This is a genomic window from Mycoplasma sp. 5370, assembly GCF_054343435.1.
On the sequence record NZ_JBTGVF010000003.1, the window covers coordinates 1 to 16,754 of the forward strand.

Below are 16,754 nucleotides of genomic sequence, written 5' to 3' on the forward strand. Positions count from 1 at the left end.
AAAAGTGACATTTTATATTGGGAATGGGGGGTGACATTTTATTTCTGTTTTAATAATAAAAATCATTTTTTTGGTTAATTTTAAATATATTCATTATAATTAAAATATAAGTAATTATATTAAAATCACCAATCTTGCAATAAAAATATAAATTTTATATTTTTTAAGTTTATCAAAAATAATTTTTAATTATAGGAGTTTTTATGAAAATAAAAATTAAAAATATAATCAAATCTTCTTTTGTTTTATCACCAATAATTCCTCTTTCATTTTTCCTTTCTGCAGAGCAAAATACAGATAATCAAAAGAGTGATATTTACAATTTTAACCTAAATATTTTAGCTAAAAATATTCAATATAAAGATAGTTACACAGTAATAAAAAAGGATATCAATTTTGTAACTAGTGAAAGCAAAATTAATGATGAATTAAATTCTTTAATAGATTTTTTAAAAGCAAAAGAATTTAATATTTCCATTTCTTCTAAAATAGAAGAGAATAAGACCAATATTGTTATTTCAAACTCAAGTACAAAAAATGATTATATAGATTCTTTATTTAAAAATTATTCTGTTTCTTTTGAATTTCAAACTAATCATAATGATGAATACTTTTTTGAAAGTAATGATGCAAATATTTTCTTTTTAACAGCACAAAACGATAGAGGAATATACTATGGTATTCAAAAAATTCAAGATATTATTGAAAATAGTGATAATTTAGCTATTCAAAATTTTAAATTAAATGATTTTTTTGACATTCCTAACAGGGCCATTTATGATGATTTAAATTTAAGTATGGAAACAATTAAAGAAAATATTCAAATTTCTAGCAAAAATGGTTTTAATATTTATTCTTTCTTTGATAAAAACAATCCTAAAAATAGCGAAAAATGAAGAGAATTATATTCTGAAAAGGAACTTCAGAATATAAAAGAACTTTCTAATTTTGCACAAAAACATAATATTGATTTTATTTACAATATTGATTTTTTTCAATATGAAACTATAAATGGTGGCGATAATTATAGTTCTGATTTAGAAATTTTAAAAGGAAAACTTAAACAATTAATTAATATAGGAATTAAATCTTTTGGATTTGTTGCTTCTTCTGAAAATAATTTAACTACCGATCTTCAAGTAAAATCTTTAAATGATTTAACAAATTGACTTACAGAAATAAAAGAAAATTATGATTTAAACGACAACATTTACTACTTTTTAAACAATTCTAGTGATGAATCTATTCCTAATTATGTTTCTAATTTTAATGAAAAAATAAAAATTGTAATGACAGGAAAAGAAAATCACTACAATTTTAATAATGAATTTATTGATAGTTTTAATCGTGTAACTAGTAAAAAAGCTAATATTATGTTTAATACCATAAGTTCCTATAATAAAGGAACTATTAAATGAAATATTATTGATAATAATATTGAAAATAATTTTTTAGAAAAATTAAATTCTTATATTGTAACTGTTTCAAATAATACACAAGTTAATGATTTTTATCTTAAACAATTTAATCTTAAATTTTTATATAATATTCAAAATAAAGAACTCTTACAAAAAAATATAATTAAAAATATTTTAAAAGTAAATTCAATAAATGATAATTCAATTCAGGCATTTTTAGAAACTTACAAATATATTATTAACCAAAATCAAAATGATAATTTTAGTGCTTTATTTGATGTTTTGATTCAAAAAATCAAAAATAAAAACATTACTGAATCAGATTTAAATGAATTGAAAACTATGTTTCAAAATTTTGATAGTAATGTAAAATTATTGTTAAATTTAAATAATGATTTTATAACATCTTTAAAACCTTGATTAACAAAATTATCATTATTATCAAATAGTTTTTTAAATTTAGCTAACTCAATTGTATATAAAAGTCATAATATAATTTCAGAATCTAGTAAAAATCTTGTAATAACTGAAAAAATGTTGAATCAAGCTAAAACAATGGTTTTTAGTGATTCAAATATAAAAATAAATGGAGAATTTGATAAATTTATTCCTTATCTTGAAAAGATAATAATATATTTAAAAAACTCTTTTGAAATTTTAATAAATAAAGATATTCATAGTGTAACTCAAAAATTTATTAGTAATAGAGGCGATAATTCCAATCTTTCTTTAGGTGTGTCTATAGAAAATATATTTAAAAAATCAAATGAATCAGTCGCAGTATTTGATGGTAACAACAATAGAATTAATGCTAATGAATATATAGGTTCAGAATTTTCCAGTCCTATTTCTTTAAATAAAATTTATCTAAAAATGGGTGGTGGAGCAGATCATTTTTATAATTTTGTTTTTGAATATCTCCAAGATGGTGAACAAGAATGAAAAAGCAGTGGAGATGCTTACGTTTCTAATAGAGGAAATTTTAATCCTATAACTATTGAAAATTTAAATATTCAAAATGTAAAATCAGTAAGAGTTAGAAATTTACAAGATAACAGCGACAATGGTTGAATAAGATTATTTAATTTTGTAATAAATGATTACGACGAAAAAGACTCTATTTATGAATGATTCAAAGACGGAGTCTTTAATCAAACAGATTCTCCAAATTTACAAACTCACGGCGGTAATTCAAACAATATTTTAGATAACAACGAAAATACAGAATGATGAATTACATCTAATGGTTCAGGTAATTTTGCACAAAATGTTGCAGTTTCTATTTCATACCCTTCTAGAAGGTATATTACAAAAGTTTTAGTTGAACAAGGTGCTTCAAAAGAATCAGATACTCTAACTGATTTTCATATTGAATATTTTGATTATGATTCAAATTCTTGAAAACAATTTGGTTCATATCATTTGAATAATAAAAAAAGACAAATCATTTCTGGAATTGGTTTTACAGATAAACTAAGAATAGTTAATGATGTTTCCAGACCTATTTGGTGACGTCTTGGAACTTTTGTAGCAGGTGGGGAACAAAAATCATTAAAACCAGAATTTACTATAAAAAGTCCAAATTTACAAATTGCCAACAGCGAAACTGTTAATAATGAATCTAAAAACAATCTTTTTGATTATATAACTGATAAAGATGATTCAACATACGCCTTAATTTCTCATATAAACGATAATGGAAACATTAAAGAAAATGACTATTTAGATATTTTATTTAATGATTACAGAGAAATTAAGGCAGTGAGATTGTTGCAAAAAGTAGGTAACACTTTAAATCATTTTAAAATTCAAAAAATTATTAATAACACTTATACAGATTTAACGCAAGAAATTAATTCCAATAACAATGATGAAATTTCAATTGCTATTCCTGAAAATTCAGGAAAAATGAACGGAATTAGAATTATTTCTACTAGAAACTCTTCAACTTGATGATCATTAAAATCCGTTGATATCATCAATAAAGAAGTTCCAACAAATGAAAATGTTTTTGTGTCCAACAAAAATAAAAGAAATAATTTTAATGTTCTTGTAGAAAATAATAAATTTACTTTATTAAATGCTGATCTAAGTCAAAACCAAACTTATACATTAGAATCAAATGAGTATATAGGGATTGATTTTAAAAAAATATATAAACTCAAACAAATAGAAAATCATCTAAATGATCCAAACTTAAAATTATTCTATTCCATAAATGGTGTAATATGAACAGAAATTACAGATGCTAACAATATAGACACAAATACAAAAGCTAGATATTTAATTATTAGAAATATTTCAGAGGTTAGTCAAGAAATTTCTTTTCAAAAATTAGTCGTTTATACAGAAAATAAGGTTGAATTTGGAAAAATCATAGACACTAATCTAAATTCTAAAAATATCGATAAAAAGGTTGAATTTGACAACAATATCAATACAAGTAGAATTTTTGGAAATCCAAGTGATGGAAAATTTGTAACATATGATTTATCTAAAAATATAGATATTGATTCAATAAAAATTTTCACTTCTAAAGAAAGTTATGATTTTCCAAGATTCATAAGTGTTGAAGTTTCTAGTGATAAAATCACTTGAACAAAAGCTTTTGATATTAACGATGATTCAATAAATAATAATGAAAAACTATCTGAAACGACTTTTGGTTTAAATGATCCTAAATATTCTGATTTTAAATATTGAGGATCTTCTGATTTAAACTTATTAAATGTAAGATATTTAAGACTAAAAATAACTCATAATTATCCAGAAAATAAAAAATTAGAAATTAATGAAATTATCATCAATGAACAAAGTTCACCAAAAGATGAGTATGATTTTAATTTATCTGGAACTAGCCTAGATAGTAATCCTAATCTTATGTTGGATAAAGATTTGACAACAAGTTTTATTCCTACAAATTCAAACGGGATTATCAAAATTGCTTTAAATTCTGATGATATTAGAAATAAAATGGTTAGAATTTTAAGTGAAAATACATCTAAAAACGTTCAATTTAAAGCAAGGGTGTTTGATCTAGAAAGTAACTCTGAAAAAGAAATTTTAATTGGTTCATTAGTTAATAATTTAATGTTTTTTAACTTACCTTCTAATATTAATGAAAAAATTATCGAATTAATAATTGAATGGAATGGTTTTAAACCAAACATAAACGAAATTTCCCTTATCAATAAATCTAACAACGATAGCAGCAATGCTAAAAATTCTTTAAGAGAATTTATTAACAACACACCTGAAAACTTTGATAATTGAACAGAGAAATACAAAGATAAATATAATGAAATAAAGGAAAACTCAATTATCGCTTTAAATTCCGAATATCTTTTAGATGCTACTTTTATAGATTTACAAAACCATTTAAACTTTATTAAAAACAAGGCTGAATTAGTAGCTGATTATAGTCCAATAAAAGAATTAATTGATAACAAAATAACCAATATAAATGAATTTTATACAGAAAATTCCTTTATAAAATATAAAAATAGCATAACAGATGCTGAAAAATTATTGACAAAAAGTACTAATATAAATAATTCTAAATTAGAGAAAATTAAAAATGAAATTAATTCAGCAAAATCTCAATTAATTTTTTCTATAAAGCAAAAATCAATAGCTTATGAAAATTATTTCATATATACTAACTTGGAGAGAGTTTTATACACTACTGATTCAATAAAAAATTTAGATATTGTAGCAGCTGATTTGAAAAAATTACTAGATACGGTTGAAACTCATCCATCAACTTTTTTAGTTGCTAACAATTCTTTTAAAGAAAAAATTAATTTATTAAAATTGAATGAAAGTGGTGAAAAACTAAAAGAATTAAAAAATATTTTACTTGAAGCTAAAGCTATAAAAAAAGAAGATTTTAAAAACTGAACAACTTTACTTACTCATCTTCAAAATGAAATTCAAAAAACAAATGATTTAATTCAAAATAAAAATAAAACTTTTTCATCAATAGAAGAGCAAATAAATATTTTGCATAAAACTATTAAAGAATATGAAAAAGAAAAACAAAAGAAAATTGATTCTTTAAAAACTCATATTGATAATAATTATTTATATTTAAATGCTTATTTTATTCAAGAAACTTTTGCAAATTATAAACAAACATTAGAAAACATAAATAATAAAATAAATAATTTAGAAATTTCAGAAACTAATATATCTAACAATTTAACAGAAATTAAAAGTTCTATTAGTCAATTAAAAATTGATGAAAACTATCTAAAACAACAGATAAATTCAGTTAAAGAAAAAGAAGTTCAAGATTGGTTGAATCAAGTTTATAAAAACGTTAATACTCATCAGCAATCTCTTAAATTTTTAGATGATCTATATAGTTACCAAAATCCAGATTTCTTAAAAAGCATAAATGAATATAAAGATTTATTAAGAAAATCAATAGAAACAATAAAAGATAAATCATTATACAATTCGTTACTTTCTAATATAAATAAATCTTATAATAAAAATTCTTTAGACAACCTAAAAGAAGAAATCATCAATTACAATAAAACATCTGAAAATAAACAAACTGATAAAATTAGTAAAACAAATAATATTACATCTATAGCTTTAGGTACAACTTTTGCTTTATTATCCATTTTTACATTAGGTGGATTTCTTATATATTACTGATTTTGAAAAAAGAAAAAATTAAAATAAAGTTATTTAAAAACACAAATCAAAAAGGATTTGTGTTTTGTTTTACTTGTTTAAAAAAATTTTTTCTATTTGGTTTAATTTTTTATCTTCTTTGTTTAATTTTAAAAATACTGCATTAAATTGTACATCGTTCTCAGAAACTTTGAACCTTACTTTTTTGTTAAATCTCATTTTTTCATAAACTTCTTCAAAATTAGCACCAATGGCACTATTTTTTGGTCCCGTCATACCGACATCACTAATATATAAAGTTCCATTAGGTAGTTTTTTATCATCATTAGTTTGAACATGTGTATGAGTTCCTAATAATGCATCAACTTTTCCATCTAAATATAAACCAAAAACATTTTTTTCAGAAGTTGTTTCAGCATGAAAATCTATAATATGAAAATCTTCAGATTCTTCTTGTTTACTTATTATTTCATCTATTGCATCAAAAAAAGAATTAGCTTCTTCTTGTTTTCAAGGAGAGTTTAGTTTATTAAATGTTTTTCCAAGCATAGAAGTGACTCTAATATTAAAACCATTTATGGAAAAAACACTAGAACCAGAGCCAGGATAATCACTTGTTATTACGTTGTAAGGTCTTAAAACATTTTTATTATCAATAATTTTATATATATCTTCATTTGCTCAAACATGATTTCCAAGTGTAAAAACATTTACTCCGATTTTCATCATCTTTTCATAGTCTTCAGAATTTAGTCCTTTTCTTCCTGAAACATTTTCAGATTGAGCGATAATTAAATCTATTTCATATTTTTCTTTAACTACTGGTAAAAATTTTTCAATACATTTTATTCCAGGAGTTCCAAAAACATCTCCAATAAACAATATACCTATTTCTTTTTTCATAATAAATATATTTTATAGCATTTTTAATTTTCTTCTAATTTATCTAATACTTTTTGTTTAATTTCTTCAAAAAATGATTGAGAATTTTCTAAATATAATCTTAAATTTACTTTTCCTTGTGCTATATTTTCTCCATTATATGAGTATCAAGCACCTTTTTTTATTAAAATTCCAAAATCTTCAGCTAATTGTGCAATTTCAGCATATTTTGAAATTCCTTGAGAAAAAATAATTTCCACATTTGCTGTTTTAAAAGGTATAGATAATTTATTTTTTACTACTTTAATTTTTACAAGGTTTCCAGTTATATCACTTCCTGTTGTTAATTGTGTAGATTTTCTAACTTCCATTCTAATAGAAGAATAAAATTTAAGTGCTCTTCCACCAGGAGTGGTTTCAGGATTACCGAAAATTACACCAACTTTTTCTCTAATTTGATTAATAAAAATTACAGTTGTTTTATTTTTATTTAAAGAACCTGTTATTTTTCTTAAAGCTTTTGACATCAAACGAGCTTGAGCACCTATTGTTTGATCTCTCATTTCTCCATTTAATTCTGCTTCAGGAACTAAAGCAGCAACAGAGTCAACAACTATTAAATCAATTGCTCCTGTTCTCACTAAAGTATCAACGATTTCGAGAGCTTGCTCTCCAGAATCAGGTTGTGATAAAATCAAATTATTTATATTTATTCCAAGATTTTTTGCATATGTTGGATCGATAGAATGTTCAGCATCTATAAATGCTGCTATTCCTCCATTTTTCTGTATTTCTGCTATTGCATGTAAACTAATTGTTGTTTTTCCTGAAGATTCAGGACCAAAAATTTCGATAATTCTGCCTTTAGGAAAACCTTTAATACCTAAAGCATGATCGATAGCTATAGAACCTGAAGAAAAAGTTTCTGTATCTACTGGAGGTTTTTCCCCTAATAACATAATTGATTCTTTACCGAATTTTTTTTCTATTTCATTTAATGCTTCTTTTAAAATTTTATTATTTTCCATATTTTTCACCTCTATTAAAATTTCTTAAAATTTGCTTTTCTATTGATAAAAAAACAAAAATAGGAAAAAACGTTGAATTTTCCTATTTTAAGATTTTAATTTTAGAAATTTTTCATAAGCAAAATCTACTGCTTGATTAATTATTTGTTCTCTATTTCCGCTTAATAATAAAGGAAAAACTTCATCATTTATAGCTATATAAACTTCGCCTACCGCTTTATTTTCCATAACTGTCGGTCCTGCATTTCCTGTAAATGAAATACAAAAATCTACATTAAAAAATTCTTTGCCTTTTAAAGACATATTAAGTGCAGTTTCTGAATTAACCACACCTTTTGATGTGTTAACACCTAATTTTTCCTTTATTTCATTTTGGTAGGTCACCAATGAACCTTTGAAATATTTAGAAGCACCTGGTTCTAAAACCAATCTACTTGCAAATGCCCCACCTGTAAAAGATTCTACTGAAGCGAATGTTTTTACTTTCATTATTCACCTCATTTAAATTTTTTAACAGAAATTAAAATGAAAATAGCTGCAATTGTTATTCCAATTATTGGAAATCCAAAACTTTGTCATCCCATGTTTTCATATAAATTACTATATCCACCATTTTTGAAAACCTCAAATAAAGGATCTGTGGAATATTTTGTAGGAACTAAATATGAAAAATATTTAATAGCTGGCGCATATTCTAAATTAGGTTGTCCATTACCAAAACCACCAGATAAAAAGGAGATAGGGAAGAAAATTAAATTAGCTACTGATGATGCTCCTATTGTACTATTTATAGTAGAAATTATTAAAAATCCCATAGAAATTGAAATTAAGAAAACAAGGGCAATTAAAGGCAAAATACTCAATAATCCTATGTTAAAACCAATTCCAAAATCTAAATATTTATTAAAACCAAGTAATAAGGAACCTAATAAAGGAACTCAAATAATTACAAATAAAGTTCATACAAATTGGTAAAACAAACTAGCAATCATAAAATGTGTTTTACTTATATTGGCAGAACCAATTCTTTTTATAAGTGTTGATTTTTTGAAATCAACTATTATTGTTGAAAAACCTATTAATCCATTAGAAATAATTGTTGAGATTAAAACTCCAACAATTATTGATTTAGCTAGTGAATATATTTGAGTTTCAATGGTTGCTTGAGGTAAACCTGTTTTTTCTAAACTAGATAGTGTGGTTGAATAAGTTACATTTCCTAAAAGTAAGAAAACTAAAAATGGTCAAAAAACAGTAAAAAATGGACCAAAAAATCCTTTTCAGTAATAAGCATTAATTAATTTAAAAATTGCTTTCATATTTATCCTCTTTTTCTTAATTTTTCCTTTATTTTAGTTAAAAAACTTTTATTTTTTGTTTTTTCGTTTTCCTTTTGTTTTTCATCTTCTTCTGAATATACTGTATCAAAAAACTCATCAACAAAGGTATCTATATTTCCCTTTGTTCTTAATAAATTATCAATTGTTTCATTTACAAAAATCTTTCCTTTATTTAATATCACAATTTTATTACACATTTTCAACGCTTCAGAAGTATTGTGAGTAATCAAAATTAGTGAACAATTAACATTCGCTGCTAAATAATCCATAACATATTGTCTAATTTCTCTTCTTATTTTAATATCTAATCCTGTTGATAATTCGTCCAAAATTAAAAAATTTGGTTTATGTACAAGTGATAATAAAATATTTACTCTTTGTTGTTGTCCGCCAGATAATGTATAGATTTGTTTATTTTCTAATTCCTTTAGTCTAAATTTCTTTTTTAAATCTTCAACATACTCTGGACTAACTTGTTCTCTACCATAACTGTCAAGATAAAAATCAATCAACATTTTTACAGTTATTCCATGCGGATATTTAGATTCTTGAAATTGAATCCCTAATTTTAGATTTTCATCTCATCAAACTTCACCAGATGTAGGTTTTTTGATTCTTGCTATGATTTCAACAGTGGTCGATTTTCCTGAACCATTACCACCTAACAAAGCTATTCTTTCACCTTGATAAATATCAAAGTTAAAGTTTTCTAAAACTTTTTTATGTCCATAAAACTTATTTATGTTTTTTAATGAAATAATTTTTTTCATAATTATTTAAAATCCTCTCTATAAAAATAGAAATTTTCTTTACAAAAATGACATTCTACTTCTATTTTCCCATCTTCATTCAGAATTTTGTCAATTTCTGTTTTTTCTATTAATTTTAATGAAGATAATACTTCTTCTTTATTAAATTTACATTCTCAAAAATACTGTTTTTCCTGTAAAAACGTTGCTTCCATTGAGTCTATGTATTCTTCTAAAGACATATTATCTAAATTATTATTTTTTAAAAAGTTTTCAATTCATACGATATCTTCTTCTGTGTGACTTGGTAATAATTGAAAAATCACTGAATAAACTCTTTCAAGTGTTTGCTTGTTTTTAAATTTAACACTTGAAATTATTGCTGTATATATTTGTTCAGAAACTTTAAAATAATAGGCTAAATCTGTAACAATATCTGACTTCATTAGTTTAACTTCTCCACCAAAATGTTGAGATCCATTATTTCTTGTAATTCTTAAAAAGCCATCATTACCTAAACCAAGAACAAGTGGTATATTTTCAAAATCTGAATCATCTTTTTCTGTAACAATATCATTATTATCTAATAAAGCCCTTAATGAACCATCTGTTCTTGATTCAACAATCAAATTTTTTATTGTTCCATTTTCACTTTTAATAAATGTAGTTACTTTTCCACTTTTTATTGATAAAATCGAAGAAAGTGGACCAAAAACAGAAATTGCTTTTGCTAAAACTAAAGCTGGAAATGGATTACATTTTTGCACTTCAATATTTCTTTGTGCTGATTTTGTTAAATCAGAAACTATTATCCTTATATTATTCTTTATAAAAATTTGAACTTTATCCATAATTTCAAAATTATACCACTATTATTTTTTTAAAATATAAAAACTATTACCTTAATATAAGGCTTTTTCAACTTCTTTTTGTGATGAATAAAATTTTCAAAAACCTAACTTGTTTTTTTGAGCATAATGAAAATCAGAAAGAAGTTGATCATAATAATCAATATCTTCAGTATAAAAAGGAGAAGTTTTATCAATTGAAATGTATCTGACTATTACTAGACCGTTTCTTAATAATTGACGTCCTATATCAATATTATTTATAAAAATTTTAGACACATTTCTTTTATATTTATCTTTTTTAATAATTTGAATTTGAATTTCTTTTTTATCAATCTGTTTTCTTAAAAAATTTCTCGCTAAAAGAGCATAATAATGTTTATTTCCTTTTGTTTCGACCCCATCTCTATCTTTTATTTCTGGAGCGTCTATTCCAAAAAATCTATACCTTTGATTCTTATTATCCGTAAATGTATCACCATCATAGACTGAATTCACAAAATATGTTTTTGTTTTTGTTTCAGTCTTTATAGAGCATGAAACTGTAAAAAAATTAAAGAATAAAAAGAAAATGAAAAGGATTTTTCCTAAAATTTTCCGCATAAAAAAATAGAGTCTATTTAACTCTATTTTCTGATCCAAATTCTTTAATTTTTTCAATTACTGTTTGTCTCATCGCTGCTGTTCCTGGAGCATATAATTTTCTTGGATCAAAGTTTTTTCCTTTTTTAGCTTCTCCAGATTCAACATATGCTCAAATAGCTTTAGCATTTGCTTGTTGTAATTCAGTGTTTACATTAATTTTTGCAATTCCTAAAGAAATTGCTTTTTTAATTTGATCGCTTGGTATTCCTGAACCACCATGTAGAACAAGACCAATTTTTGCTTTAGCAGAAATTTCTTGTAAAGCTTCAAAATTTAATGATTTTCATGAAGCAGGGTATGGACCGTGAATATTTCCAATTCCCGCAGCTAACATATCAATTCCTAAAGCTGCCATTTTTTTAGCTTCTTCTGGGTTTGCTAAATCTCCATTTCCTACGATTCCATCTTCTTCACCACCAATAGTTCCTACTTCAACTTCTACAGAAACTCCGTGTACTAAAGCAAGTTTGGTTAATTTTTTAGTATTGTTATAGTTTGTTTTAAAGTCAGAATGTGATCCATCATACATTACTGAAGTATATCCTTCTTTTATAGCTTTAACACAAGCATCATATGAACCATGATCAAGGTGTAGAGCTACTGGGATGGTTATTTTTAATTCACTAATTAACCCTGTAACCATTCCATAAATGGTTTTAAAACCACCCATATATTTAACAGCACCTTCTGAAGTTGCAAGAATTAAAGGTGATTTCATTTCTTGAGCTGCTAATAAAACTGTTTTTGCTCATTCTAAATTATTGATATTAATGTGTGGAATAGCATATTTTCTTTTATATGCATCTTTCATCATTAATTTTGCGTTTACTAAACTCATTTTTCTCCTTGTTTATTTTTATTATGCTTATTTAATTATATTTTATTTTTGAAGAAAATTATATAATTTAATAAAAAAGTATTTTTTAAAATTAAAAGAAAAAGGAAAACTAAAAAATGAAAAAAATAAAATATGATTATCCCTTTGTTTTCAAAGATAATAATCAACCCAAAAATCCCGTAATTTTTGTTCATGGTTTTAATTCAAATCACAGCAGACACAATGTTTTTATGGATAAATGAACTTTAAGTGATTATTATGCTATATCTTTTCCTGGAAATGATTTATTAGAAGCTAAAAATAACGATGAAATTAGCGTTTATTCTTTTGCAAATCTTTTAATTAAATTTATTAAAGAAAATAATTTAAAAGATGTGGTCTTAATCGGTCATTCTATGGGTGGGGGAATAATTTCTCTTGCTTATTTACAAGAACCATCTTTATTTTCAAAATTAATTTATGTAGCACCAATGAACAAATCTTCACTAGTTAAAAAAGAAGATTACTTTAATTCTTATTTTCCAAAAACTTTTGAAGAATATAAGACATTTTTGAAAGCTTTGTATTATGATCCAACACCTTTATTTATGAATAAAGAATTTATGGAAAAAGAAAAAAATAATTTTGATCCTTTTCTATTTAACAATCCAACTATAGTAAAATTAGGAGAAAGTTTACCAAATATAAACTTAATGAATGAGATAGAAAAAGGTTTAAATTCAATAAAAATTCCTACTTTATTATTACTTGGAGAAAAAGATGCTGTTATAGACAGGGAAAATTGTATAAAATATTTTTATAATAATGTTAAAAATATTCAAATAGAAGTTTTTGAAAAAGTTGGGCATATGATTTACTATGAAAACTTTGAAAAATATTTTAATATAATTAAAGATTTTTATTTAAAAGGAGAAAAAAATGAATAAAACAAAATTAAATATAAAAGAAACACAATTAGCAATTCAAAACTTAAAAAAAATATTTCAAGAAGAAATTAAAAAAGAATTAAATCTAACTAGAGCTACCGCTCCTCTTTTTGTTGAAAAACAAACAGGATTAAACGATGGTTTAAACGGAGAATCACCAGTAAGTTTTACAACTAAAAATAGTGATGTTAAACTAGAAGTTGTTCACTCACTTGCTAAATGAAAAAGACAGGCTTTAAAAGACTATAATTATGATTTTTATGAAGGAATTTATACAGATATGAATGCAATCAGAAGAGAAGAAAAATTAGATGAATTACATTCATACTATGTAGATCAATGGGACTGAGAAAAAATTATAAAAGCTTCTGATAGAAATATTGATTTTCTAAAAAGTATTGTTAATAAAATTTACAAAGCAATTTTAAAAACAAAAGAAGAATTAAAAAAGCAATTTCCCGTATTAAAAGAAGAATTAGTTAAAAATGTTTTCTTTATTTCTTCACAAGAATTAGAGGATTTATATCCTAACTATTCCGTTAATGAAAGAGAAAATTTAATTACCAAATCAAAAGGAACTGTCTTTATTTATCAAATAGGACACAAAATGAAATCAGGTTTGATTCAATCATTAAGAGCGTTTGATTATGATGATTGAAATTTAAATGGTGATTTAATAATTTATTCTCAAACTCTTGAAAAAGCAATTGAAATTTCTTCAATGGGTATTAGAGTAGATTCAGAGTCCATTTGTACTCAAGCAAATAAATCAAAAGCAGAAGTGGAAAAAATTTCACCATATCACTTTAATGTTGTAAACAATCTTTTACCTTTAACAATTGGGGGTGGAATAGGACAAAGTAGATTAAGTATGCTTTTACTTGAAAAACAACATATAGGTGAAGTACAATCCAGTTTTTGACCTAAAGAATATAAAGAAGAATTAGCAAAAAAAGGAATAAAACTTTTATAACAAGTTTGATTCTTTCTTTTTTATTTGTGTAAATGTGTTATTATTTAAAATACTAAATAATATTAGCATTTATTTATAGATATGGAGAATTAATGAAATTTATAGATGAAGTAAAATTGAAAGTACAAGCCGGAAAAGGCGGCAATGGAATGATTGCTTTCAGAAGAGAAGCACACGTTGATCGTGGTGGCCCTGATGGCGGTGACGGTGGTAATGGAGGTTCTATTTATTTTGTAGGAGATCCTGGAATGAACACTCTTCTTCCTTTGTATTTAAAGAAAATAATTAAAGGGAATGACGGGGAAAACGGTAGAAGAAAAAATCAATATGGAGCCGCTGGAAAAGATATTTATATCAAAGTACCAATAGGAACTCTTATTTATGATGGAAATAAATTGTTGCACGATATCATAACAGAAGAAAATTATTTAATAGCAAAAGGTGGTAAAGGTGGAAGAGGAAACACTAAATTTAAATCTTCCAAAAATACTGCTCCCAAAATTAGCGAAAATGGTGATTTTGGTGAAAAATTTAATCTAACTCTAAATTTAAAAGTTTTAGCTGATGTCGGTTTTTTAGGAAAACCTTCAGCAGGAAAATCTACAATTTTATCTAGAATTTCAAATGCAAAACCAAAAATTGCAGATTATCATTTTACAACTTTAGTTCCACAATTGGGACTTGTTCAAGTTTTTGAAAATTCCTTTGTTGCTGCTGATTTACCAGGTTTAATCCAAGGAGCAGCACAAGGTAAAGGACTTGGAATTCAATTTTTAAAACATATTGAAAGATGTAGAGTTATCGCCCATATAATTGACTTTGGTGTCGAAACTAAAGATCCAATAAAAGATTATATTGAAATTAATGAAGAATTAAAAACTTATAATTTAAATTTAGAAAAAAGAAAACAAATAATAGTTGCTAATAAATCAGACCAAGAAGTTTTTAAAAAGCAACTATCTAAATTTAAAAGGAAATTTAAAAATTTAGAAATAGTGGAAATTAGTGCGATTGAAAATAAAAATATTGATACATTAAAAATCAAACTTTGAGAAGCATTAGAAAAAGAAAAAACCCCTATTTTTGAAAAAACTTTCTCTGAAGTTACAATTACTTTAGAAAAATATCACGAAGTTAAAAAAATACATGAAGGACTGTTTGAAGTTTTTGGTCCTGAAGTAGAAGAAATTTACAACAAAATCCCTATTGTATCACATGATAATTTAATGAGATTTAATCAAAAACTAAAGGAAATTGGTGTTTGAAATGAACTTATTGAACTCAACATACAAGCTGGCGATGTAGTTAGAATATATGAATATGAATTTGTTTGGGAGGATGAACAATAATGGAAGGATTTATTGGTTCAATTTTAAATACATTAAACTCAATGAAAGGTTCTTCACCACATATTTGAGTTCCAATTTTATTTGCTTTTTCTATACTTTTTTCTTTAGTTACCGGTTATTTTTTAAAACTTAAATTTACCATTTTTAAGTTTGTTTCCATAATTATAACTATAATTGGTACAGTCATTTTTTATAGCATTACTAATAAATATGCTAAAGAACATTTTGATGATCCGGAAGGTTTTACTACTTTAGCTGCAACAGTAGTTGCATTAATAGTTTATTGAATTTTTAGATTTATTTTCTTTACAATTGCACTAGTAATAGCAATTTTCAGTAAAATTAAAAAGAAAAAAAGCAATAAAACTTTTACTAAAATAAGCAAATTAATTTATGGTGGTGTTTTTGCAGGAACTAATCTATTGTTAACAGTGCCAGGTGCTCTTCTGTTTTCTAATGTATTGCTTTTCCCTTCTGATAAAAAAACAAGTTATGCAAATTCTACAGAGATTGGTGTAAAAATACTGACAGGTGGTAAAGGTACAGGAATTCATAACTTATATGGAATTATTAAAAATGGAGCAGATCTTGCAACTAATATTAACAAATTACAAGATTTATTAACCAAAGATTATAAAAATTTAAGCGAAGAAGATAAAGAAGCACTTAAAAAAATATTAACTGATGTTTCTAATTTAGTTAATGATCAAAGAATACAAAACATTGTATTTCCAATTATAAAAAATCAATTTGAATCATTTAATGTAGAACCTACTTTAAATGAAGTAGTTGATAAAACCATAAAAAGATTAACTGCAGATCGCCCAGATTACTTAGTAGCAACAGCAGAAGAAAAGAAAAAAATTGTTACTGAATACTTAAAAGAAAATATACAAAAATTATATAATGAAGCAAAATTAACAAACCCTGACATTGATGAACAAAATGCAAAAATTAAAGACTTACTTTCTAACATCAATGACAAAACAGAAAAAAAACTTGTTGATTTTGTAACTCCTTTAATAAAAAGTGAAGAATTAAAATCAAAAGTTGATATCCAAAATGCTTTAGAAACAATTATTTCTTTCTTCAAACATGAAAAATAAAAGTAAAA

At 24.4% G+C, this 16,754-nt stretch carries 13 protein-coding genes; 5 read left to right on the forward strand and 8 right to left on the reverse strand.

Translation table 4 applies throughout. The annotated features are described in order from the left end of the window. Positions 1-203 precede the first annotated feature (203 nt). Entirely contained in the window at positions 204-6,110 is a 5,907-nt protein-coding gene (locus ACXX88_RS00665; RefSeq protein WP_458559274.1) for a beta-N-acetylglucosaminidase domain-containing protein, read from the forward strand. 42 nt (positions 6,111-6,152) lie between these two features. Here ACXX88_RS00665 and ACXX88_RS00670 read toward each other — a convergent pair whose 3' ends face one another. The 8 genes from ACXX88_RS00670 to fba form a co-directional block, all read right to left on the reverse strand. Next, entirely contained in the window at positions 6,153-6,965 is an 813-nt protein-coding gene (locus tag ACXX88_RS00670; protein ID WP_458559275.1) for a TIGR00282 family metallophosphoesterase, read from the reverse strand. A gap of 23 nt (positions 6,966-6,988) precedes the next feature. Then, positions 6,989-7,972, reverse strand: a complete 984-nt coding sequence (gene recA / locus ACXX88_RS00675) for a recombinase RecA (protein WP_458557517.1) — start codon at positions 7,970-7,972, stop codon at positions 6,989-6,991. An 87-nt stretch (positions 7,973-8,059) separates the two neighbouring features. Further along, positions 8,060-8,461, reverse strand: a complete 402-nt coding sequence (locus ACXX88_RS00680) for a CinA family protein (RefSeq protein WP_436358804.1) — start codon at positions 8,459-8,461, stop codon at positions 8,060-8,062. Then, positions 8,461-9,291 carry an ABC transporter permease gene (locus ACXX88_RS00685; RefSeq protein WP_458557516.1) on the reverse strand — a complete coding sequence of 277 codons (831 nt, stop codon included), beginning with the start codon at positions 9,289-9,291 and terminating at the stop codon, positions 8,461-8,463. Before ACXX88_RS00685 ends, ACXX88_RS00680 begins: the two co-directional genes overlap by 1 nt. Positions 9,292-9,293: 2 nt before the next feature. Further along, positions 9,294-10,082, reverse strand: a complete 789-nt coding sequence (locus ACXX88_RS00690) for an ABC transporter ATP-binding protein (protein ID WP_458559276.1) — start codon at positions 10,080-10,082, stop codon at positions 9,294-9,296. A 2-nt stretch (positions 10,083-10,084) separates the two neighbouring features. Continuing rightward, positions 10,085-10,912, reverse strand: a complete 828-nt coding sequence (locus ACXX88_RS00695; RefSeq protein WP_458559277.1) for an Hsp33 family molecular chaperone HslO — start codon at positions 10,910-10,912, stop codon at positions 10,085-10,087. 51 nt (positions 10,913-10,963) lie between these two features. Then, positions 10,964-11,512: a thermonuclease family protein gene (locus ACXX88_RS00700; RefSeq protein WP_458559278.1), complete on the reverse strand. Its 549-nt coding sequence runs from the start codon at positions 11,510-11,512 to the stop codon at positions 10,964-10,966. A gap of 13 nt (positions 11,513-11,525) precedes the next feature. After that, the gene (gene fba / locus ACXX88_RS00705; protein WP_458559279.1) at positions 11,526-12,392 is read right to left on the reverse strand and encodes a class II fructose-1,6-bisphosphate aldolase; all 867 of its coding nucleotides are present in this window, start codon (positions 12,390-12,392) and stop codon (positions 11,526-11,528) included. 116 nt (positions 12,393-12,508) lie between these two features. Between fba and ACXX88_RS00710 the strand changes: the two genes are divergently transcribed. The 4 genes from ACXX88_RS00710 to ACXX88_RS00725 all read left to right on the forward strand — a co-directional run bounded on the left by ACXX88_RS00710 (position 12,509) and on the right by ACXX88_RS00725 (position 16,746). Then, on the forward strand, positions 12,509-13,318 hold the full coding sequence (locus ACXX88_RS00710; RefSeq protein ID WP_458559280.1) for an alpha/beta fold hydrolase: 810 nt from the start codon (positions 12,509-12,511) through the stop codon (positions 13,316-13,318). After that, positions 13,311-14,291, forward strand: coding sequence for an aspartate--ammonia ligase (locus ACXX88_RS00715; RefSeq protein ID WP_458559281.1), 981 nt, complete (start codon positions 13,311-13,313; stop codon positions 14,289-14,291). The genes ACXX88_RS00710 and ACXX88_RS00715 overlap by 8 nt, the downstream gene beginning before the upstream one ends. A gap of 92 nt (positions 14,292-14,383) precedes the next feature. Further along, the gene (obgE, locus tag ACXX88_RS00720; protein ID WP_458559282.1) at positions 14,384-15,640 is read left to right on the forward strand and encodes a GTPase ObgE; all 1,257 of its coding nucleotides are present in this window, start codon (positions 14,384-14,386) and stop codon (positions 15,638-15,640) included. Next, positions 15,640-16,746, forward strand: a complete 1,107-nt coding sequence (locus tag ACXX88_RS00725) for a hypothetical protein (RefSeq protein ID WP_458559283.1) — start codon at positions 15,640-15,642, stop codon at positions 16,744-16,746. Before obgE ends, ACXX88_RS00725 begins: the two co-directional genes overlap by 1 nt. Positions 16,747-16,754: the final 8 nt, after the last annotated feature.